The organism is Peribacillus cavernae (assembly GCF_003989135.1).
Classification (GTDB): Bacteria; Bacillota; Bacilli; order Bacillales; family DSM-1321; genus Peribacillus; species Peribacillus cavernae.
Genome location: NZ_RYZZ01000007.1, coordinates 48007 through 70378, shown reverse-complemented (window position 1 = coordinate 70378; position 22372 = coordinate 48007). Strand labels below are relative to the sequence as shown.

At 42.0% G+C, this 22372-nt stretch carries 23 protein-coding genes; 7 read left to right on the top strand and 16 right to left on the bottom strand.

What is annotated here, in order from left to right; translation table 11 throughout:
- Positions 1-31 precede the first annotated feature (31 nt).
- Both ELQ35_RS06430 and ELQ35_RS06425 read right to left on the bottom strand, forming a co-directional pair.
- The gene (locus ELQ35_RS06430) at positions 32-643 is read right to left on the bottom strand and encodes a TVP38/TMEM64 family protein (protein WP_126864009.1); all 612 of its coding nucleotides are present in this window, start codon (positions 641-643) and stop codon (positions 32-34) included.
- A gap of 308 nt (positions 644-951) precedes the next feature.
- The gene (locus ELQ35_RS06425; RefSeq protein WP_126864008.1) at positions 952-1536 is read right to left on the bottom strand and encodes a competence protein ComK; all 585 of its coding nucleotides are present in this window, start codon (positions 1534-1536) and stop codon (positions 952-954) included.
- Between the two features lie 243 nt (positions 1537-1779).
- Between ELQ35_RS06425 and ELQ35_RS06420 the strand changes: the two genes are divergently transcribed.
- Complete coding sequence (locus ELQ35_RS06420; protein ID WP_246026007.1) at positions 1780-2016, top strand: IDEAL domain-containing protein; 237 nt, start codon at positions 1780-1782, stop codon at positions 2014-2016.
- A gap of 105 nt (positions 2017-2121) precedes the next feature.
- On the opposite strand, the gene ELQ35_RS06415 is transcribed toward ELQ35_RS06420, so the two are convergent.
- The 6 genes from ELQ35_RS06415 to ELQ35_RS06390 all read right to left on the bottom strand — a co-directional run bounded on the left by ELQ35_RS06415 (position 2122) and on the right by ELQ35_RS06390 (position 7182).
- Complete coding sequence (locus tag ELQ35_RS06415) at positions 2122-2931, bottom strand: YitT family protein (RefSeq protein WP_126864007.1); 810 nt, start codon at positions 2929-2931, stop codon at positions 2122-2124.
- Between the two features lie 72 nt (positions 2932-3003).
- Positions 3004-4281: a M48 family metallopeptidase gene (locus tag ELQ35_RS06410; protein ID WP_126864006.1), complete on the bottom strand. Its 1278-nt coding sequence runs from the start codon at positions 4279-4281 to the stop codon at positions 3004-3006.
- 233 nt (positions 4282-4514) lie between these two features.
- On the bottom strand, positions 4515-4826 hold the full coding sequence (locus ELQ35_RS06405; protein WP_126864005.1) for an AzlD domain-containing protein: 312 nt from the start codon (positions 4824-4826) through the stop codon (positions 4515-4517).
- Positions 4819-5550, bottom strand: coding sequence for an AzlC family ABC transporter permease (locus ELQ35_RS06400; protein WP_126864617.1), 732 nt, complete (start codon positions 5548-5550; stop codon positions 4819-4821). The genes ELQ35_RS06405 and ELQ35_RS06400 overlap by 8 nt, the downstream gene beginning before the upstream one ends.
- Positions 5551-5718: 168 nt before the next feature.
- Complete coding sequence (locus tag ELQ35_RS06395; protein ID WP_126864004.1) at positions 5719-6267, bottom strand: HD domain-containing protein; 549 nt, start codon at positions 6265-6267, stop codon at positions 5719-5721.
- Positions 6268-6405: 138 nt separating this feature from the next.
- Entirely contained in the window at positions 6406-7182 is a 777-nt protein-coding gene (locus tag ELQ35_RS06390) for an enoyl-CoA hydratase-related protein (protein ID WP_126864003.1), read from the bottom strand.
- A 169-nt stretch (positions 7183-7351) separates the two neighbouring features.
- Between ELQ35_RS06390 and ELQ35_RS06385 the strand changes: the two genes are divergently transcribed.
- Entirely contained in the window at positions 7352-7540 is a 189-nt protein-coding gene (locus ELQ35_RS06385; RefSeq protein ID WP_126864002.1) for a hypothetical protein, read from the top strand.
- 130 nt (positions 7541-7670) lie between these two features.
- Here ELQ35_RS06385 and ELQ35_RS06380 read toward each other — a convergent pair whose 3' ends face one another.
- The 4 genes from ELQ35_RS06380 to ELQ35_RS06365 form a co-directional block, all read right to left on the bottom strand.
- Entirely contained in the window at positions 7671-9221 is a 1551-nt protein-coding gene (locus tag ELQ35_RS06380) for a fatty acid--CoA ligase family protein (protein ID WP_126864001.1), read from the bottom strand.
- Between the two features lie 409 nt (positions 9222-9630).
- Positions 9631-11154 (bottom strand): LysM peptidoglycan-binding domain-containing protein, encoded by a 1524-nt coding sequence (locus ELQ35_RS06375; protein WP_126864000.1) that lies wholly within the window; start codon positions 11152-11154, stop codon positions 9631-9633.
- A gap of 121 nt (positions 11155-11275) precedes the next feature.
- The gene (gene lplA, locus ELQ35_RS06370) at positions 11276-12265 is read right to left on the bottom strand and encodes a lipoate--protein ligase (protein ID WP_126863999.1); all 990 of its coding nucleotides are present in this window, start codon (positions 12263-12265) and stop codon (positions 11276-11278) included.
- A 50-nt stretch (positions 12266-12315) separates the two neighbouring features.
- Positions 12316-13050 carry an MBL fold metallo-hydrolase gene (locus ELQ35_RS06365; protein WP_126863998.1) on the bottom strand — a complete coding sequence of 245 codons (735 nt, stop codon included), beginning with the start codon at positions 13048-13050 and terminating at the stop codon, positions 12316-12318.
- 200 nt (positions 13051-13250) lie between these two features.
- Between ELQ35_RS06365 and yhfH the strand changes: the two genes are divergently transcribed.
- Complete coding sequence (gene yhfH, locus ELQ35_RS06360; RefSeq protein WP_126863997.1) at positions 13251-13385, top strand: protein YhfH; 135 nt, start codon at positions 13251-13253, stop codon at positions 13383-13385.
- A 302-nt stretch (positions 13386-13687) separates the two neighbouring features.
- The gene (locus ELQ35_RS23040; RefSeq protein ID WP_246026006.1) at positions 13688-14137 is read left to right on the top strand and encodes a hypothetical protein; all 450 of its coding nucleotides are present in this window, start codon (positions 13688-13690) and stop codon (positions 14135-14137) included.
- Positions 14138-14206: 69 nt separating this feature from the next.
- Here the strand turns inward: ELQ35_RS23040 and ELQ35_RS06350 are convergent, their stop codons facing one another.
- The 4 genes from ELQ35_RS06350 to hemE form a co-directional block, all read right to left on the bottom strand.
- On the bottom strand, positions 14207-14602 hold the full coding sequence (locus ELQ35_RS06350) for an acyl-CoA thioesterase (RefSeq protein WP_126863996.1): 396 nt from the start codon (positions 14600-14602) through the stop codon (positions 14207-14209).
- Positions 14603-14964: 362 nt separating this feature from the next.
- Positions 14965-16416, bottom strand: coding sequence for a protoporphyrinogen oxidase (gene hemY / locus ELQ35_RS06345; RefSeq protein WP_126863995.1), 1452 nt, complete (start codon positions 16414-16416; stop codon positions 14965-14967).
- Between the two features lie 59 nt (positions 16417-16475).
- Entirely contained in the window at positions 16476-17408 is a 933-nt protein-coding gene (hemH, locus tag ELQ35_RS06340) for a ferrochelatase (protein ID WP_126863994.1), read from the bottom strand.
- A 96-nt stretch (positions 17409-17504) separates the two neighbouring features.
- A complete protein-coding gene (gene hemE / locus ELQ35_RS06335) occupies positions 17505-18545 on the bottom strand; it encodes a uroporphyrinogen decarboxylase (protein ID WP_126863993.1) in 1041 nt (346 codons plus the stop codon).
- Positions 18546-18772: 227 nt separating this feature from the next.
- Between hemE and ELQ35_RS06330 the strand changes: the two genes are divergently transcribed.
- The 3 genes from ELQ35_RS06330 (at position 18773) to ELQ35_RS06320 (ending at position 22271) form a co-directional block, all read left to right on the top strand.
- Positions 18773-19279, top strand: coding sequence for an antibiotic biosynthesis monooxygenase family protein (locus ELQ35_RS06330; RefSeq protein ID WP_126863992.1), 507 nt, complete (start codon positions 18773-18775; stop codon positions 19277-19279).
- Positions 19280-19448: 169 nt separating this feature from the next.
- Positions 19449-20843 (top strand): hypothetical protein, encoded by a 1395-nt coding sequence (locus ELQ35_RS06325; protein WP_126863991.1) that lies wholly within the window; start codon positions 19449-19451, stop codon positions 20841-20843.
- A gap of 201 nt (positions 20844-21044) precedes the next feature.
- Positions 21045-22271: a M20 family metallopeptidase gene (locus ELQ35_RS06320; protein WP_126863990.1), complete on the top strand. Its 1227-nt coding sequence runs from the start codon at positions 21045-21047 to the stop codon at positions 22269-22271.
- The last annotated feature ends 101 nt before the right edge of the window (positions 22272-22372 follow it).

Below are 22372 nucleotides of genomic sequence, written 5' to 3'. Positions count from 1 at the left end.
TAGCTAAAGAGCTTGTTTGATTAACTGCACATTATCCATTCTCTCTTTTAATCCCCTTATTTAATCTTATCTCAATCCGTTTTCCCACATACCAAAGAATAAAAATAATTACTAAAACGATTACGGTTCTAATAGGTTGTTGAATAAGAGACACAATGTCATACCCGACAAAGCTGATGAAAAAGATCATGATCATTTTCCCTGCCAATACAGCAAGTCCATATTGGAACGGACTTATTTTCGAAAGTCCGGCCACAATATTAACGATTGCCGACGGAGTGAATGGAAAGCACAACAATAGAAATATCGGTCCAAAGCCATGACGGTCGACCCAATTCATCAGCTTCTGAACCTGCTTATATTTTTGCAGGAATCGCAACAGGCGCTTTTGTCCATATTTGCGAAAAATGAAGAAAACCAGCATTGCACCGGTTACAGAACCAATCCAGGAGAATAGAAAACCAAACCACAATCCAAAAGCACTGGCATTCGCCAATACAAAAACCACGAGTGGCAAGAAAGGCAGAAACGCTTCAAGCATGGGCAATAATAGACCCGGGATCGGCCCGAAAGACCGGTACTTCTGAATAAGCTCCAATATATTCTCAAGAGTAAGCCATTCTCGAATTACATCAAAATCCATATTAATCTCCTTAGGCACAGCGTCTTAAACTTCCGTAGCAATTCGGTATGTGCTCTTGATCGAATTTATCCCGCATACGAACTATCACGCTATATTGAAATTGCAAGTATTATCCGTTTGTTACATATAATATATATGCAATCCTCTCCCTTTTACAAGAATTGATAATCTTTTTTATCGAAGGAACTTCTTTTCCCCGCTATAGCGGGCCTGCACCTAAGAATGCCCCTCTCTGATGAGAAGGGCATTCACGCTTTTTCTAATTTTCGCTATATAAATATAACTCTTTTGTTTCTCCTACAAATCCCTTACTCTTCACTGTTAAACTTTTTGTATCTTGTGTAATTGGAATGCCTTTCGGACGCTTTTGATGGACGTGTGCTGGAATGCAGATAAAAATATTTGCGATCTGTTTCTTCAATCCTTTGAATCAGCTTATCTTTAAGGATAACCGTCCTCATATACTGATTTTCAAACGAACTTGTTGAAATGGGCAGCAGCTCTTGCAGATGGTTTTTAAATAGAACCGATGTATGGGAATTATCCGCTCGGTTAAACGTATCAATGTGTTCAAGCGAAACCCATATACATTGAGGACGCAAAGGAGATGTTGTTGGAAAGAAAAACATGGAGCTTGTCGGGTTAATCGCAATCGGCGCTTTATGGGTAATTCCGATCAGCTGCCGGGTTCCCTCCTTCCTGCCTTCATAACTAGTTCCAAAATAGTTGCAGCTCTTTTTAATAATGTCGATAGGTCTGAAGGGAGAGATGTATTCATCATCCATCTCAAAAATGTGGGAATGGGTTTTGCCTCCATACGTGACAGGCTTAACCATCAATGTATAAGGAGTAATTTCATACTCCTCTACTAAATTTTCTGTTACATCATTCATAAACAGATTCTCCTTTCTAATAATTGATTATGTCTTCCAATTTATTCCTCATTATACCATAAGAATCCACAAATAAACATAATTTTTGAAAATTTATAGTAAATTTATACTATTTCGTCACTTCTTATCTAAGCTTGTCATTTCGTGTCTTGAAAATTAGTTTATAAAATATTTTGAATTTTCTATTGATTTTCTATAAGAAAATTCCATATACTAATAAAAAGGCGACAGGGGTGGTTCTTCATGAACAATGAAAAATCATATTCAGAACTGGTTAAGTCTTACGCAATGAACAAGAAAAAGAAGGATGTCTACCTGAAGGACTTGCTTATTGACATGATCATCCATGAGTCGATTCTCACCTATAAAAAAAGACAGCTTCAACAGCGGATTAACGAGGCCTTGGACACGAAAAATAAACAGCTATTCGTCCTTTTAAGCAACGAATGGAAAGAACTGAACAAAATGTTCGGCACATGAAAAACGGTTCCTGCATAGCAATCCACAACAACTAAAAGCAGCCTTTACGGCTGCTCTTCTTTTTTATTTTAAAAAGATGCCCTTCTTAGCAAAATTTATAGCAGGCTAATTTCTATGAAACGAGCCCATTACCTCAGTCGTTTCGGTAATGTTCACAAATGCATTCGGATCAATTTCATTGATCATTGTTTTTACTTCGGTCAGCTGATAACGTGTGATGACTGTCAACAATATTTTCTGTCCTTCACCTGTATAAGCCCCTTCCCCGTCGATCACGGTAACTCCCCTGTATAAATTCGCAAGCAGCTTCGCCTTCATATCTTCCCCATTTTTCGTAACAATCATCAATGTCAGCTTAATGTGGTTTGTATGGATGGTATCAATGACTTTTCCTGTTGCATAAATGGCAACAAGCGTATTCAAAGCCGCATCCCAGTTAAATACAAAGCCTGACAGAATGACGACGACTGCGTTCATCGCCGAAATGAGTGAACCGAGCGGAAAGTCCTTTTTTTTGGTCAGCAACATGGCAATGATATCGAAGCCGCCCGATGAACCCGCTGCCCGGAATATCAAGCCGATTCCAATACCAGTTATCACACCGCCAAACAAAGACGACAAAATCGGCTCTGAACTTATGGCATGGATCGGGATTACATATAAACTAATCGAAAGTACAACGACAGACATGATCGTGTATCCGATAAATCTTTTTCCCAGTTTAAGAACACCAACAATTAATAGCGGCAGGTTCAGCAGGAAATTCAACAAACCTGTATTAAACGGCGTAAGTATCCCGAGCATGATGGCTATCCCGCTTAACCCGCTGCTTAGAATATGATGGGGGATAAGAAATAAGTTGTATGCCGCGCCTACGATGACAGAGCTTATGAAGATTGTAAGTAATCTGTACATTGCCTAACTCCTCGAAACTACTTAGATTGCATTCATTATAGTAGAGAATAATGGAAGTTAAAATAAAAAAGTTTATTCAGATTTTCCTATCGTACCAGGTCTATAATTCTCGACCATCGAAATCCGCTCCAGCATGGTCGGATGGGAATACCTGAACCACTTGACCAATGACGGTGGATTCACCTGGCTCAGTCCGGATCTTGTCAGCTCCTGGAATGTTCTGACTGCGGCCTTACTGTCTCCGGTCATCTCAATCGCATATTTGTCAGCGCGGGTTTCCTGATAGCGCGATAGAGAGTTGGAGAGCGGTTCTGAGGCAAATAAAAGTACAGCGGTTATTAGCAGGAACAGCGGCAGTGAGCCGATACTGCTGACGGATGGGATTTTCAGCACATCCCCCCAGCACCTGACGATATAGTCCATTGACCTTGCCGTAATCCAAAGGCCGATAAAGGTCAACAACAGATATGCAGCCATGCCAAAGTAAATATGCTTTTCAACATAATGAGCCATTTCATGGGCCATAATGAACAAGATTTCATTGTCTTTCAGCCTGTTCAGCGTCGTATCCCATAACACGATCCGTGAATTGGAACCAATTCCGGTTACGTACGCATTTAACGAGTTGGTCTTTTCCGCCATATTCACTTCATAGACATGTTCGGCAGAAATATCCGCCCTGTTGGCCATCTCCAGGATTTTCGCTTCAAGCTCCTTGTTTTTAAGCGGATAAAAATCGTTATATAACGGATCAATCAATACCGGCTGAACAAACATCATGAACAAGGTAAACGGGATTGACAGCAGCCACGCATGCAGCCACCAGTTCTTTGAACTTTTTTTCATCAGCCAGTACAAAACCGAGACGATAACAACCATGGTGCCGAAGTTAATCCAAAAAGCGATCACTTCGTCCTTCATCCATGAAGTGAATGTCTGGGTGGTTATATTATAACTTTTACCAAGGGCATAGCCGATATAGTTAAACGGAAATAAGACAATGTAGGAAAGAAGAGACAGCCAAAATAGATAAACGGCCGTTTGGAGCACTCTCCACCTTGACACAGAATTCGCCCATCTTTCAATCGCTCTCGAAAGTCCGACCAGCAAAATCAAAAAATAAAACAACCATTCATATGGTGTAGAGATAAAGTATAAAAAGTTGCGGATGCCCGAGTATTTCTCGCTTAACATCAATTCCCTCGCGTTTAAAAAAGTTGCCGGGTCAGCCGCTGTCCCCTTCAATACGGTTGGAACCTGCGGATCTGCACCGTTAAAGATATACCAATACATGAAAGCAGCAATCACCAGATACAACATAACCGCAGCACTTGCCCATTTTCTGGCCATTTCTATCCCCCTCTAGACAAACCTTCCTTATTTATTGTAGTTAGGAAGAGACAAGTTAGAACCCCAATCAGGGAAAAATGAAAAGGGATACTATAAAAAAGCATTCAACTTATAATCAGGGTCTGTTGAATTTTTTATTCGCCTTTAACCATGTGACGCCAGCAAAATCGTGAAGGAAGCGAAATAAAAAAGCGTCCATTTTATAAGACGCTTTCTTGTATCAGGACTATCTCCTATAGCGGAATAAAAATCGAATAAACGCTCAAAACAGCTATGGCACCAAGCACAACAACGATTACATTTGCACCGAAATAGGCAATCAAGATTGCCGCGGCTGCTCCTAATAATCCATAAGTGATATCATCCTGGATCAGTAAAACGCCGGGGAAAATCAAAGCACCTAAAGTTGCGTAAGGGATGTTCTTTAACACCCCCTGCAAAAAAAAAGGCATTTCCTTCCCTTTGAACAAGACAAAAGGCAGCAGCCGCGGAATATAGGTAACTACAGCCATTCCGATAATCATCCCTATTACTGTACTATTCACCGCTGCTCCCGCCTTTCTTCCGCTTCGTATATTCAATAAATTCAATGATGAATGATGAAATCAGTGTGGACAGTACAATCGACCAGCCGCTGCTCATCGCTTCTGTAACCGTAAAAACACTGTTAAAGCAAGCTGCGACCACAGCCAGATATATGACTTTTTTCGCACCCTTCATCGACGGGGCCAGCAATCCGATAAACATAGCATATAAGGCGACGGACATGCTTTCCTGCAAGGTCTTCGGCAAACTCGCCCCAAAAAGATGCCCTAGTCCGGAGCAGATCACCCAGCTCGAGTACGCCATTAAAATCAAGCCGAACATGTATCCTGCGGTCACAGTTCCCGGCTTTGTTGCGGCGACCGAAAACGTTTCATCGGTTAATCCGAATGAATATGTAGCTTTTTTCAAAAGACCGTCTTCTTCATAACTCTTTTCATTAAGAGCCGTAGACATTAAGAAATGGCGGATATTCACAATAAACGTGGTCAGGATTATTTCGAACGCACCTGTTCCTAATGCCAATAGATTCAGTGCTATATATTGTGAAGCACCGGCGAATACGATGAGGCTCATCAATACTGTTTCCGTCATCGTCAGGCCGGTTGTTTTCGCTAGAAGCCCATAGGTCAAGGCGACAGGGGCATACCCGATGGCAATGCTGACTCCCGACTGAAGGCCCTGCCTGAATTGCGGGGCCTCCCCCTCCAATGCTGTGACTGCCACCACTACTTCCCCCCTTTATGTTTGTTCTTCTTATTTTCTTAAAATACTGTTACTTTTTCAACCCTATTTTTTGAACCTCGAAAAATATTAACAGGCAGTAATGAGGTGAATGTGTATGTTCAAGATAAGCAGAATGAAGTGAGGATAACAAAAAACGAAGCCATCACTCTATGATGATGGCCTCACTTTTTCCTCATTCATGTATGATAGCTCATGCTTTTCGATCATTTGATCGAGGCGGATAATACTTTGCTTAGCCCTTTCAAACTTGATCTTGCGATAGTGATGCAAACCACCTTTTTCTTCGTCCTTCTCATCGGCTGATTTGACAATTTGCTGCAAGGGGCTCCGGATAATATCGTTGGTCGGAAGAAAAGAATCGGTATGGAATAAAATCGCAAGGGAAATGGTTTTGGCTTTAATTGGATTTTCCCCAAGGCGGATCAGCAGCTTGTGGGCTCGTTCAGCCCCCTTGATGGCGTGGATATCATTTTGTTTATAAAGCTCATAATCCCATTTTCCATTCCGGTACCATGTGAAATGCCCCATATCATGAAGCAGTCCGGCTTTTGCGGCTATATCGACGTCCTCACCCTTCTCCTTTGCCAGGTTAAAAGCGTGATAAGATACGGCGAGGGCATGAGCGATTCCGGATCGGTATAAATACTTTTGAGTGATGCGATGTTCGAAAATAACTGTCAAGCTAACATCTCTCATCCTCCCCCTCCTCATCTCTAAAAATTTTTTATCAATTATCTTACCTTTAATGTGTTCCGATTTCAACAAAAAGACTCCTATCCAGGAGTTTTTTTGTTAGTGGTTTTGTTTTATCAAGTGGTTTTTCAGAGTCGTTTGTTATTTACCAGTAAAGTCCGGCTGTTTTTTTTCTAAGAATGCTGCTAATCCTTCGTCCCTGTCTTCCGTAGAAACGGTTTTTAAAAAGCCAGCCTTTTCGAGTTCCAAACCTGTACCAAGGTCTGTTTTCATTCCATTTTTTACAGCCAGCTTTGCTTGTTGAACAGCGATGGGAGCATTATTTAAAATCAAGTGAGCAAGATCATAAGCTTCTTCCTCAAGCTTATTGTTAGGAACGACTTTTGTCAGAATACCGTATTGATATGCCTCTAATGAAGTAATTCTTTTTGCTGTTAAAATCAATTCAAGGGCCCTGGACTCACCGATCAGACGAGGCAGCCTCTGGGTCCCTCCCGCTCCTGGTATTAAACCTATCCTTGTTTCAGTGAGACCGAGCAACGTTTGATCCACGGCTATGCGAAGGTCACAAGCTAATGAAAGTTCAAACCCGGCTCCGAACGCAAACCCATTAATAGCTGCAATTGTTGGCTGAGGCAGATCCTCAATAACATCAAACAGCTCACCAAGCTGCTGTGTCAGTTGTACAAGCGTTGCGGGTGATTGAAAAGTCACATCCTTTACATCAGCACCAGCACAAAACGCCCTATGACCAGCTCCGCTTATAATTACCACACTTACTTGTGGATTGTTTGAAATATCCTTCATAACGTCATGCAGTTTTTGAACGGTTGCGGTGTTCAGTAAGTTTAATGTTCCCCCACCATTTAATGTAATATGGGCAATTTTCGAGTGTACTTCATACAAAATCGAGGGCATAGGATAATACCTCCTTCAGTTTTTTCACGCTGTCACTACTCGTTTTTATATTCCCTTTTCCGGTAAAGCGTAAGCCGAAAAATGATAATTAACTATGTTTGGTGCCTCTGGTTCTCCTCAGTGCCGCATTGATTATCGGAATTATGTCCTATGAAACGATTGTCGAAGATTGGAAATTGAGATTGAACCTTCGTTGGCCATTGCCGAGGCTGATGATATAAGGCTAGAGGATAAAATTATAGCTGAAAAAGGCATTGCCGAAGTATCGATTGAGTTCGATGAAGATGATGGAGTCAAGCAGTGGAAACCCCAAAAAGATGAAGACCTGTTGGAAGAAAAAAAGGCGAGAGAAAAATAACTCCCGCCCCGAACTAGATGATAACGAAATATCAGTCTGACACGTCCAGGAATGAAGAGTTAGTTTTTTTAAGGATGTGTCAGGTGTTTGTCAACGCTTCATTTTATCTTTGCTTTCAACCGCCGCTTCTTTATTTTTGCAGCACTTGATCTTTTAATGACCGTCTTAAGATTTTTCCTGTTGTATTTTTCGGTAGTTCGCCGATGAACTCGATCACTTGTGGTACTTTGTATTTGGCAAGATGATCGGCGCAATAAGCGAGTAATTCCTCTTCTGTGAGTGAATCGTTTTTCTTCACGACAAAGGCTTGCACCACTTCTCCCTGGTTAGGATCCGGAATCCCAATTACAGCCGCTTCCACTATATTAGGATGGGCAAATAATACTTCCTCCACTTCACGCGGATATACATTATAGCCGCCTACGATAATCATTTCCTTCTTACGGTCGACAATGTAGAAATAGCCTTCTTCATCCATTCGCGCTAAATCCCCTGTGTAAAGCCAGCCGCCTTTCAAAACGGCAGCCGTCTCTTCCGGCATTTTGTAGTAACCCTTCATCACGTTTGGCCCTCTGACAATTAACTCGCCAACCTGGCCGACGGGCACCTCGTCACCTAGTTCATTTACGACTTTATTTACGACATTCTTGATATTGGTCCCGATTGAACCAGGTTTTCTTGGACGATCAAGCGGATTAAAACATGTAACAGGAGAAGCTTCAGATAAGCCGTAACCCTCGGAAACGAATACATTGAACTTTTTCTCGAATTCTTTTAAAAGCGCAACAGGCATCGTTGCTCCCCCGGAAATACTTAATCTGAGCGATTTAAAATCTTCTGGATTTCCATCCGGATACTGCTGAAGGAAATTATACATCGTCGGTACACCGGCAAATACGGTTGCTTCATATTTTTTCACCAGCCTGAAAACCTCTTTCGGACTGAACTTCGGAACAATAAGGAGAGTGCCGCCGTTTATCAAAGGCGCATTTAGGACAACTGTCAGACAAAATACATGGAACATTGGAAGTGCGGTAACCACCCGGTCATTTTCAGAGATCTTTAAGTAATCGCCGACATCTTTCGCGTTGGAATAAAGATTCTTATGGGTAAGCACAGCACCCTTTGGTTTACCGGTTGTTCCAGAAGTATATAGGATTAAAGCAGTATCATCCTCATCAAGGTTCGGCCCCGCGAAGCTTGAATCTCCCATTTTCATTAGCTCTGTAAACGATTTCATTTTGGGATAAATAGAAAGTCTGCTGGCGTTCTCTTCACTGTTATCCTGCCCTGTTTCACAAATAACCATATGTTCGATACTTGTTAGAAGCGGACTCATTTTTTCTAAAAGTGGAACTAAAAGGTCCAGCGCAATAACGACCTTTACATCCCCGTTGTTCAAGATATAGCCAATTTCGTCAGGAGTATAAATCGGGTTGACCGGTATTACTGTAGCCCCTGTTTCTAGAGCACCGTACATTCCAATGATAAAATGCGGTGAATTTCCCAAAAGCAATGCTACATGATCCCCTTTAGAAACACCTAGCTTATGTAATCCATCTGCAAACTTCGTTACCGCCACGTCCAATTCCCCATAGCTTGTTGCCTGGTCCATGAAATAATAAGCAGGTTTACTAGCCATTTTTACTGCTGTTTCATGAAGCTGTGCTGTCAAATTCATAACTTTCTGCCTCCCTCTTAGCAGTTTGGTGAATGAACAGTCATTCATTTTTTTGATTAACAATATTCAAAATATATTATATTAAAAGAAAATAAAACTAGCAACAATTTTATTTCTTCTTGGAATTGTTACCTTGTTTTTTATAGTTTTCTCATTTTAGAATCTTCACCCTTTCTATAACTTTTCTAATTCGAATTCAAGCGGGATAATCAAGCGAAAAAACAGATAAATGAGCGAAAACAACGTTAATTTAAGCGAAAAAGTTGGTAATTAAGCGAAAAGTGCTCTTATTTAAGCGAAAGGCTGAAATCACCTTAAGTATATTGATTTGAAAGTTCATATTAAAAAAACACATGGCAATTTTCATTGAAAAGCCATGTGTTTTTGATTGTTCACCTAAGATTATCTATTAATTAAAATGGTAAATGTCCCAGATATCCGGGGTTTCAGCGCCAATGTACCAGGCGGAAGCGCCACCTAAATGGTTCTGTTTTACAACATTAAGGCGAAGTTCCATTGATTTTTTATCTTCAACCCATATTTGATGTCTTTCTCCATTGGCAGTGTATTCCACATAATTTTGCGATGCTTTTTCATCCCAAACCTTTTGGAGTCCTTTTGTCGAAATAATTTGGTTTACTTCAGCCATAGTGCGATCAATGGTTTTCATCTTATTCGTCGATAGATTGGTAACCCATTCTCTTGTGTAAAATGGAACTGCGAGAATTATTTTGTGGGATGGTACGTCATTCATCAAGAGCTGAATGCCTTCCTGGACCCACGGCAGGGAAGCAACTGAGCCTGCTGTAGGTCCATTGCCCCAGTGCTCATCATACCCCATCATAATAATGTAATCCGCTATTTTTCCGAGTTCTCTGCGGTCTAAGCTTCCAGACCAGAACGGATCAGCGCTCGTCCGGGTAACATCTACAGAAACTAAAATCCCATGAGGTTTAAGAGCAGTTTTTAATTCACTGATGAATGATACGAAATCCTGTTTGTTTTTCATATCGATATTTTCAAAATCGACATTAATTCCGTCGCTGTCGCTTTTGATTAAGGTGTTGCTTAATGTAGTAACAAGTTTTTGGCGCTTTTGCGGGTTGCTTAAGATTGAGTCTGTAAGGACCGGATCAAACTTGTTTCCCAGAAGCGGCCATATTTGTTTACCAGAAGTATGTACATCCAGAACATACTTTGTGTCAGTTGGAACCGTTACGACATTTTCAGAATTACTTAATGTAAACCAACGAGGTGATACAACATTCAGACTCTTTTGGCCATTCATTTGTTTGATGTATGTATCCGTAGTTCCATTCGAATTCCATCCCATCACGATACGACTTTGTGTTTTAGCTTGGGTGTGGGACTTTTTGATGTATCCTTTTTGTCCGCCAAGCAATTGAACCTGGGAATAATAGATAGGAATATTCAGCTTTTGCCCAATTTTAAGCTGGGTGGTAGGCAAATAGTTTACTTTAGTTAATTCATTTACCGTTACTCCGTATTTGTTGGAGATTTTCCATAATGTATCCCCCGAAATAACGGTATGAATAATAAATTTCTGTGGTATTTTTAACTTTTGACCAATTTTAATGGTATTAGTTGATAATTTGTTTGCTTTTTGTATTTCACTTGCTGTTGTTCCGTATTGATTGGCAATAATCCATAATGTATTGCCGGCCACAACCGTATGAGTGATCATACTGGCGGAATCCCCTACTACCGAAGAGATAATGGGATATTCTTCACCCTTTTTCAGTACGGTTAACACCGATGAACTTAATTTCGGTGAACTGTATACATTGGCTTGCGTCACTTTAACAGAACCAATCGAAAGTGAATTCGATACTGCTTCCCCTTTCCCCGGAACGATGCTTATAGATAGTAACAAAATAATAAAAAAGCTAAATGCCTTTTTCACTCTCTCCATTTCCCCCTATTTTTTCTATTTCAACATAATATATATTACTCTTGTAAATTATGAAAATAATAGTGGAATATGGTGGGAATTTCGACAGGTGTAGAAAGGCGCAAAAATATATTAGTGCACCTTAATAAATCAATTCTATAATTTCTTCTTTCGTTACATTGCCAAAATAATGCTTTACGTCAACATCGGCCAGGGCCTTTTCAATCACTTCTTTCTCATAACGCAAGCCCTTCAGCTTTTCTTCAATATCATCCACGTCTCCCACGCCGAAAAAGTCACCGTAGATTTTACAGTTTCCGATGACTCCTTTGGTTACATCTAGACGGATATCAATTGAGCCAACAGGGAAGCGGTGAGAGTGTTGAAGGTTGAACTTCGGCGATTTTCCGTAGTTCCAGTCCCAACTTTGATATCTTTCTTTTGAAAGCTTATGAATGTTCTCCCAATCCTGCGATGTCAAGACATACTCAGGAATTTCATCATTATCTTCAAAAATATTTTTCAAGAGTAGCATTCTAAACTGCTTGATTGTCAGTGGTTCCTTGAGGAAATCAGAAATGTTGGTCACACGGCTTCTGATTGATTTAATCCCCTTGGATTCAATTTTATCCTTTTTGACTTTTAAGGCCGAGACCACATGTTCCATCTCTGAGTTAAACAGCAACGTACCGTGGCTGAACATCCGGCCTCTTGTCGAAAACTGGGCATTGCCGGATATTTTCTTTCCTTCTGCAAGGATATCATTGCGGCCGCTCAGTTCCGCGTTGATATCTAGCTTTTTGAGTGCCTTGATGACCGGCTCGGTGAACTTTTGGAAGTTATGAAAGCTTTCTCCATCATCCTTGGTGATAAAGCTGAAATTCAAGTTTTCGAGATCGTGGTATACTGCTCCGCCTCCGGACAAGCGGCGGACCACCTTGATGCCGTTCTTATCTACATAATCGGTATTGATTTCTTCAATCGTATTCTGGTTTTTCCCGATGATAATCGACGGTTCATTTATATAAAATAATAGAAAGGTTTCATTGATATCTAGGCTCTTCAAGGCATATTCCTCTATAGCCAAATTAATCTGCGCATCGGTAATTCCTTTATTATCAATAAATAACATACATAAAGTCCTCCTAAAAATCGCTGCTCCAGTCTTATAAAGCTAAAGCATTACAACTGAAATTCCAGTGCGTTCCTTGCTACCGCAATTTCCCGCTTGAAGTTTTCCCCGGCTTCCTTCTTCAACTGGTTAAGGTCGCCAAAGTGAGGAAGATGGGTCAAAAGCAAAAGCTGCACGTCTGCTTTATCCGCCAATTTTCCCGCTTCTCTTGCGGTCATATGGCCCGGTTCTGAGCCATCCGTATCGCCATAAAGATTGCTCTCGCACAGCAAGACATTAGCATCCATGGCAAATTCCGCAAGCTGGTCCATATAGGCACTGTCACCGGTATATACAATAGCTTGTCCCTTTGCTTCAATCCTCATCGCAAAACACGGAACAGGATGGTTCGTGCGTAAAAAAGTGAAGGTAAGCGGCCCAATTTGCAGCGGCTTGTCTTCCGAATAAGCAATCCCCTTGGTAATGTCTTTATATGTTAGCCGATTAAATTCAGCTTCATCTAAGGCATGCCCGTAGATCGGAATTGTTTTCTTGGCAACGCCGAATATTTGCTGTATTAAAACAGCGTGCTGCAGCACTCCGATATCTGCTACATGATCAGAATGATAATGAGTCAGTACTACTGCATCCAATTCCTCGGGTTCCATATGGTTTTGGAGCTGTGAAAGCACTCCGCTGCCACAATCAAGCAAGATACGATAATTCTCATATTCCAGTAAATAACCTGAGCTTGCCTCGTTCTTTGCCGGATATCCTCCCCAGCATCCAATCACAGTTATCTTCATGCCTCGCACTCTCCTCGTACGTTTCAATTGGTATCCTCTCATAATATAAATCATTATGCCCATTTTTACACGTTTTTGAATTTTGTTATAAAACATTTGTTGACATGATTAGTCTGTTATAATACAATAGTGGTAAGCTAAATATTCAGAAAATTGTCTACTACATTTTGCGAACTCAAAATTAATGGAGGGTGATTAACATGATTCAAAGCAGCGTGGAGTTTTTTAAGAACCTGCCGGCCAAGCAATGTTCAGAATGCGGCGAAAAGATCGAGGAACAGCACGAATGTTATGGTAGCAAGTGCGATCATTGCCTTCATGTTTCTGTAAATTAATCCCTTAGGTTTCACCTTCTGCTTTTTTCTAAAAGCAGGTTACTTCCATAAGATGCGCCACATATCTCACTGGCGCATCCTCCTTAAAACCAGTCTCCGTATCTAGTAATGGGGCCTTTATAAAACTAATAGGAAAACGTACAGGTTTTACTATCCTGGGCGTTTTTTTGTTGCGGCAATAGTTAGATTGCTACTTTCGGGTTTGTTCTCTAAGAGAAAATCGTTCAGAAATACATGTTCATTTTTCTAGAAGTGAAATAAATTAATGGTATAATATTAAAAAAGATGGGAGGGTAGAACAAATGGAAGAAACATTAAAACAAATCCTTGTTGAGCTAAAAGAGGTGCGGTCAAATGTCAACGGGTTGACTCAAGGACAAAAGGAAATGCGTTCTGATATCAACGATCTGACTCAAGGACAAAAGGAAATGCGCTCTGATATCATCGACCTCGCTCAGAGTCAAAAAGAAATGCGCTCTGATATCACCGATCTGACTCAGGGGCAAAAAGAAATGCGCTCTGATATCACCGATCTGACTCAGGGGCAAAAAAAAATGCGCTCTGATATCAACGATCTAAAACATGGTCAAAAACGATTAGAAGCTGGGCTTGAACGATTACAAAAAAATATTGTCGTCAGTATCAGTGAATACACAGAAAAAATTGTCGACTATGTTGATGATAAAACCGAAGCATTGAACAAGCGTGTCTACCAAGTAGAAACAGACCTTCAACGGTTAAGCAAACAATAAATTTATCGGATACGGCAAAAAGAGCTTGGTTATTTCAAGCCCTCTTTTTAACAATCATTATCGTGCGTATCAAAGTGACTCCATGTGCCCTTTCAACTGTTCACGGATTGACTCCGAAATGGGTTCGGATTTTTTTTGTTGAAAGTTATAATTGACATAGGCTGATGTTCCTTTCGCACATAAAACCTCATCCTGATATATCTCTTCTTTGATCGTAAAGCTTGAATTTCCAAGTCGGTCAATCCACGTTTTAATGATAACTTCCCTGCCATAGTAGATTTCATGTACGAAATCTACATTCATATTCACAATGACAAGCTTCCAATCTTTAAAAAGTGAACTTGGAGTAAACAATTTAAAGATTCCAATTCGCCCCGCCTCAAACCAGATAGGAATGGTCGTATTATTGATATGTCCTGCGCCGTCGGTTTCCGAAATCCGCGGTTCGATTTTAGTGATAAACATCTAATTCCCCCTGTTTTGCTTGCAACACTCTAATTATACAATAACCGCCTGCTTCCTCTACTGCCTTTACCATTGGCCGCAGGGGGAGGATTAAAGGAAAAGTGCCAAAGGACTCAAATCAAATAAAAAAACACCTTGTACAGTCTTTCACTGTCTTCGCCAGAGCAGATGAAGATTCTAAGGGTCTGGGTGCATTACAAGGTGTTCTACTTAGGTATTCCAAAACAAATGATGAAGAACCTACTATTCAATTAGAATCCTTACGTCGTTCAACTGGCGAGGTCAGCAAGACCTTGCATTCCAATGGAATTCAGGTTGGAATCCCCCACTTCAAGCGGACCAAGCCGGTAAGTGGGGGTAGTTCAATGGACAGCTGCTTTTTTTTCAGGTGATCCCCGATTTTCCTTTAAATATTGAACGACATCTTCTACAGCTTTCTCAGCTTGATCGATGCAGTCCGGCAAACCAAGCCCTTCAAAGGAACTGCCGGCGAGGAATACACCTGGCAATTCTTCTCTTACCTCATTTCTTACCTTCTCGATTCGCTGCTTATGCCCCACAGTATATTGCGGCATCGCATCCTTCCAGCGGGTCACAATCGAGAAATCGGGCTTATCGCTAATCGACATTGTCTTATTTAAGTCTTCAAGAACAATTTTGATGATTTCTTCATCAGGTAAATCAACGACCGCCTCATCACCGGCGCGGCCAACATAGCAGCGGATCAATACTTTCCCATCAGGTGTCGAGTGCGCCCATTTTCGATGGGTCCATGTACAGGCTGTAATCGTATAGTCGCTGTTGCGCGAAACGACAAATCCTGTACCATCAATATCCTGCTTTATCGCTGACTCTTCAAATGCCATCGCGACAGTAGCTACGCTGGTTGCCTGCATTTCTTTAAGCGGCGAAAAAAATGGGTAGCTAGAGAAAATCGCGGTGAGTGCATGATGGGGGGCAGCGGTGATGACAGCATCTGCAAAGATGACTTCCTGGTTATTTAAGTTTAGCTGATACTGTTTATCTTTTTGCCTGATATCTTCCACCCTTACTCCCTTTATGACAGAACGGGGTGTAAGGTGGTTTTCGATAGCATCTATGAAAGATTGCAGACCGGTTGTCATCGTCAGGAATTTGCCTTTTTTGGGCGCATTTTTCTCTGCGTTTTTTTGAGCATCCGGAGTTGTCTTTTTCATGCCGACAATCAAGCTGCGGTGCTCCTGTTCCACATGATAAAATTGCGGGAACGTAGCCATCAGGCTTAATTGATCGATATCGCCAGCATAAATTCCTGACAACAGTGGTTCAATTAAATTTTCCAGCACTTCATCACCAAGGCGGCGGCGGAAAAACTCTCCCAGGGACTGGTCTCCCTTTTTGTCAGACCGCGGAAGGACGAAATCAGCAGCTGCCCTTAATTTTCCCAGCGGACTAAACAGGCCTGTTGCGACAAAGGGGCCAATTTCTGTCGGAATCCCCATAATCGAACCACTCGGCATTGGATGAAGGCGGCCTTTAACGAGAACATATGATTTGCCGGCCGTGTTGTACACCAGCTTGTCTTCCATCCCGACTTCCTTTGCAAGCCGGGATGCACTTTCCTTTCGGGCAACGAAAGAATCCGGTCCCTTTTCAATCACAAAACCATCTCGGACAGCTGTCTGCACTTTTCCCCCTAAACGGGTAGATGCTTCGATTAGCAATACATCATACGGCAGATTTTCTTCCTTTGCTTTTTTTTGGAGGTAAAAAACAGTAGCTAACCCGGTAATTCCTCCTCCGATTACGGCTATCTTCTGTCTGGATTGATTCACGGTTCATCGCCTTCTTTTATTTAATAGTTCCGGACATCTCCATTAAAGATGTCGACTGATTATTGATTCATTTTTTTCAAAATAATCGTGGAGAGCGCGTCAATAAATGCCGGGTGTACATTCGGCATGTCAGGACGGTAATAGGAAGCACCTACCTCTTCTGTTACCACTTTGCATTCATAATCATTATCGTAAAGCACTTCCAAATGCTCGGCAACAAAACCCGCCGGAATATATATAAACGCCTTGTAGCCCTTTTCCTTATGAAGCTCTCGCGTTAAATCCTGGACGTCGGGTCCGAGCCATGGCTCCGGTGTTTGCCCGGCACTTTGCCAGCCAATTGCATAATCTTTCACTCCGGCTCCTTCGACAATCAACTCGGCTGTTTCCTTCAGTTGGTTCGGATAAGGATCCCCCGATTGCAGGATCTTTTCCGGAAGGCTGTGTGCAGAAACAATTAACACGAATTCTTCCCGTTCTGTTTCCGGCATCTTTGCATAGGTTTCCTTCAGCTCGTCTACCCAATATTGAATGAACTTTGGTTCATCATACCAGCTCTCCACGGAAGTGATCTTCAGACCGCCTAATTTCTCCGCTTCTTCCTTTGCCCGTCCATTATACGACTTTACACTGAATGTGGAGAAATGGGGCGCCAAAACGATACTTACCGCTTCGGTAATTCCATCATCGTGCATTTGTTTTACTCCATCCTCGACGAACGGTTCGATATGTTTCAGGCCAAGATAGGCCTTGAACTCAATCTCGTCCTGTACTTCATTCAAGTGCTTTTCCAGGCTTTGCGCCTGGGCCCTGGTAATTTCAGCTAAAGGGGAAATGCCGCCAATCGCCTTATATCTGTTTTTCAGATCTTGAATCAGCTCGTCGGAAGGCCTTCTCCCATGGCGGATATGTGTATAATAACGTTCGATATCTTCTTCTTTATAGGGCGTACCATAAGCCATTACAAGTAAGCCCATTTTCTTTTTTGACATGAAATCTGCACCTCATTTAACGTATTCCTCTATCTTATTGTGCAAAAAAAAAGCCGTTTTACTGCAAACAGTCCGCTCAAAGATTTAACTACAAAATCAATGTCTGCCGGCTGAATATTCATGGATAAATGCTGTCAACTGCTTCAATGTCTCTGGTTTAACCTGAGGAAATACCCCGTGGCCGAGATTGAAAATATAACCCGGTTGTTCCATGCCCATATCAAGGATCTTTTTCGTTCTTTCTTCAATGACATCCCATGAAGACAGCAGGATAGCGGGATCGAGATTTCCCTGGACCGTTTTATTGATTCCGATTTTGCGCGCTTCAGAAATCGGCAGTCTCCAGTCAAGGCCGACGACATCAAGCGGCAGGTCATTCCACTCAAGCGCCAGATGACTTGCCCCTACCCCGAACATGATTAATGGAACATTCTCTTCCCGTAAGGAAGAAAAAATTCGATTCATCACAGGCTTGATGAAGGTACGGTAATCTTCCACGTTCAAGGCACCCACCCAGGAATCAAAGATCTGGATTGCTTTGGCACCTGCTTTGATTTGCGCTTTCACATACGTAATAATCATATCTCCAAGCTTGTCCGCCAACACAAACCATGTCTTTGGTTCTGTATACATAAACGCTTTTGTTTTATTGTAGTTTTTAGATGGGCCGCCTTCGATCATATAGGAAGCAATCGTAAATGGGGCACCGGAAAAACCGATTAAAGGCACAGATAATTGTTCTGTGGTTAACAATTTAATCGTCTCAAGTACGTAAGGAACATCCTCTTCAGGGGATAGTTCGCCTAATTTCTCCACATCACCTAGAGAACGGATTGGATTGGAAATGACAGGACCGATTCCCGATTTAATTTCGACATCAACTCCGATCGCTGGCAGCGGAGTCATGATATCCTTATACAGTACCGCCGCATCCACGTCATATTGTTCCACCGGCAACCGTGTAACATAAGCACATAATTCGGGCTGGTGTGTGATTTCAAATAAAGAATACTTTTCTTTTAAAGCGCGATATTCCGGCTGTGATCTTCCTGCCTGGCGCATATACCAAACCGGAATATGGTCTGTTTTTTCTCCTCTCGCAGCCTTTATAAATGTATCGTTAAATCCCCTAGACATTCATATCCACCTTTCGGGCAAAAAAATCCTATATTTAAATTATATCCTTACATAGAATAGCATGAGGGAAATATTTATTAAAATGTATTTTCCCTTCACTATAGCTCTTTCAGCTATGTAAGTATAGATAACTGCGTCAATTGTCAAAAAATCGTCGCTTTTCGCAGGAAAATTCAGGGCAATTTAGGGTAAGATATAATTATAGAATGAACCAAGAGGTGAAAATTATGAATATTTATATGACAACCGGAACATATGAATTTTTAAAACCCAAAAAAGAAAAACATCAGGAAGAAAATATGTTTTTGATGCAAAATGCGGAGAATTCGCTTCTGCTTCACGAGACAAACGGGAAAACCGTCTTTAATTCTCCGCGTTCATTTGAAGTGATTGATTCCAAAGGAGAGATAAAGAATGACGGGTTTGTCGTCATGAATAACATTCCCGTGACGGAAGAAGGGCGTCCCCTATTTGAATACCGTTTCAAAAACAGGGCAGGCATGATTGAAAAGGAACCGGGCTTCATTGCCATCCGCGTACTTCGCCCCGTAAACTCTGACACTTATGTCATTTTCACGGAATGGGAAAGCCAATCCGACTTTAAAAACTGGCAGACGTCCACTTCCTTTCAGCAGGCCCACAAAAAACCGAACATGGAAACCGTTGATACGACGAAAAAAATCTTTTCTGGGTCTTCTTATGTTACTCAGTATTCATTGACTACGAAGAAATAACTTAATCTAGAAAGGCTCATTCACTTTGAACGGAATGGGCCTTTTTAGAATTTGAGCTTCGAGCAAGAAACATTCTTCACTTCCTTTCTTTCACCAAAATCAACGCCCTTCATACTCTGTAATAAGGTTAGGCATTTGCCTTATCTTTCACCTGAGAGGAGGAAGTAAGATGGGCGTCGATTTATTGGCTCTCCATTGGATTTATGTATTGTTTATAGTGCTAATCATCGGGTTCATGGTGAAGCGCCGCGATACGACACTGGTCTGTATTATCGGGATTTTCATCCTGGCAATGACCGCTACCGGCAGTGTTTCCGGTTCAATCAGCGGCATCTTTAACAGTTTTATCTATGCGACTACCGAACTGCTTCCTACGATACTGGTCATCTCCATCATTGTGGCGATGAGCCGGGTTTTGTCCAAAACCGGGATCAATGATGCAATGATTTCTCCTTTCGTTACATTCATTCGAACACCAGCTCTTGCTTATTGGATCATCGGAATATTAATGATGGTCATTTCGTGGTTTTTTTGGCCGTCACCCGCAGTTGCTCTCATAGGTGCCGTGCTGCTCCCGGTTGCGATGAGAGTTGGCCTTCCGGCTTTGGGGGTAGCGATGGCGATGAACCTGTTCGGCCATGGCATTGCCTTATCAGGGGATTTTATTATTCAAGCTGCACCGAAGTTAACAGCAGACGCTGCTTCCCTTCCGGTGGGTGATGTAATAGCTGCGAGTATTCCGCTTGTTATCACAATGGGACTTGTCACTACGGTAACAGCCTTCTTCTTCTTAAAACGGGACATGAAGCGCGGGAAATTACAGAATCAAGATTTATCAGAGATAAAGGAAACAGAACTAGAGATTGATAACAGTCTCCTATCAGCAGGAAAAAGGAAATTCTTTGCCTTATTCATTCCAATCGCTTTTGTGCTTGATGTTGTAGCAATGTACACACTCAATCTGCAGGGAGGAGATGCTACGGCACTGATCGGCGGCACTTCTGTCTTTATTTTGTTGATTCTCTCACTCACAGCCCATGGCCATCACGGCTTGGAGAAAACCACGAGTTATTTGATCGAAGGATTTCAATTTGGCTTTAAAGTTTTCGGGCCGGTTATCCCGATTGCGGCTTTCTTTTATTTAGGGGATGCAGGTTTTACAAAAATAATCGGTGATTATTTGCCAAAAGCTTCGCAAGGTATCGTTAACGACTTGGGTATTGCTCTCGCCCAATCCGTACCTTTAACAAAGGAAATCGCCGCAATTACCCTGACTTCGATTGGAGCGATTACAGGACTGGATGGGTCTGGCTTTTCCGGAATTTCTCTTGCGGGTTCTGTAGCGCATCTGTTCTCATCGGCCATTGACGGCGGAGCAGCTACGTTAACGGCATTAGGACAGATTTCAGCGATTTGGATTGGCGGCGGCACACTCGTTCCTTGGGCACTCATTCCGGCTGCTGCCATCTGTAATGTCGACCCGTTTGAACTGGCCAGAAGGAATCTCCTCCCTGTGACAATCGGATTAGTTATCACGACCATCGTGGCTATGTTCCTCATCTAGTTGATTTTATGACAAAAAAATAACTGGCCATTCGACAAGATTGATTCGTACAGGTTTATCTTTCCTGTCCATTCATACGGATGGCTTTAAGTAAGTATAAACGTGCTAAATGAAATCGGTTTAGCCTAGTAAATTTCACTTATCTAATATGATATAATTGTTTCAATATTTCTACAATTATAGTAAGGGGGATGTTCTGTCATGATTAATCAATTACATCGGCTTCTTGAGGAATCATTTGGAGAAATGGTTTCCATTCGCAGATACCTTCATCAGCATCCGGAATTATCTTTTAAAGAAACAAAGACAGCTGCTTATATAGCCGATTTCTATCATCAACTCGGGATCGAAGTGCACACCGGGGTAGGCGGGAATGGTGTCGTGGCTAAAATATCCGGATTAAAGCCGGGGAAAACCGTTGCATTAAGAGCGGATTTTGATGCTCTGCCGATCCAGGATGAAAAGGATGTACCGTATAAGTCGGCAGTTCCCGGGGTCATGCACGCCTGCGGACATGATGGCCATACGGCTCTCCTTCTCATGCTTGCAAGGGCCTTTCATGAGTTAAAGGATGAGCTGGAGGGTGAATACGTATTTATCCATCAGCATGCCGAGGAATACGCGCCAGGCGGAGCTAAACCGATGATTAAGGATGGATGCCTCGATGGAGTTGACGCAATCTTTGGTACCCATTTATGGGCAACTGTTCCGACAGGCACGATCCAATACCGCTTTGGACCAATCATGGCTGCAGCTGACCGGTTTGAAATACAAATTCAGGGCCGCGGCGGTCACGGGGCGCAACCTCATAAAACGAACGATGCCATTGTAACCGCATCACAGCTGGTAATCGCCCTCCAGCAAATTGTCAGCCGGAGGGTAAGCCCGATCGATTCTGCAGTCGTAACGGTGGGATCGCTTGTGGCGGACAATGCCTTTAACATCATCGCAGACAAAGCAAAATTAATCGGTACAGTACGGACCTTCAAAGAAGATGTACAGGATTTTATTGAATCGGAAATTGAAAAAATAGTCAACGGTATCTGCATGGCTGCCGGTTGTTCTTACGAATATGTATATCACCGTGGCTATCCTGCCGTCGTGCCCCACGACGATGAAACGAAGCAGGTAATCCAGAGCGCCAGATTGGTCGAGGAAGTTACTGCCATTGAAGAAACTGTGCCTGATATGAGCGGTGAAGATTTCGCTTATTATCTGCAGAATGTCAAAGGAACCTTTTTCTTTACCGGGGCACTGGCAGAAGGTACCGAAATTATCTATCCGCATCATCACCCCAAATTTGACATTGACGAAAAAGCAATGCTGATTGCTGCAAAAACATTAGGAACAGCGGCAATTACCTACCAAAAACAGGACTCGGAATCACCAGCGGCGTCAACAGTGGTAAATGAACCGACGATAAATTGATCCGCACACTATAACAATAAATAAAGCAGCGCAATCATCCAGATCAGTTTTAAACATAATTTTCGTCAACCAAAAACAAAAAGCAGCGATATTCGACTGAC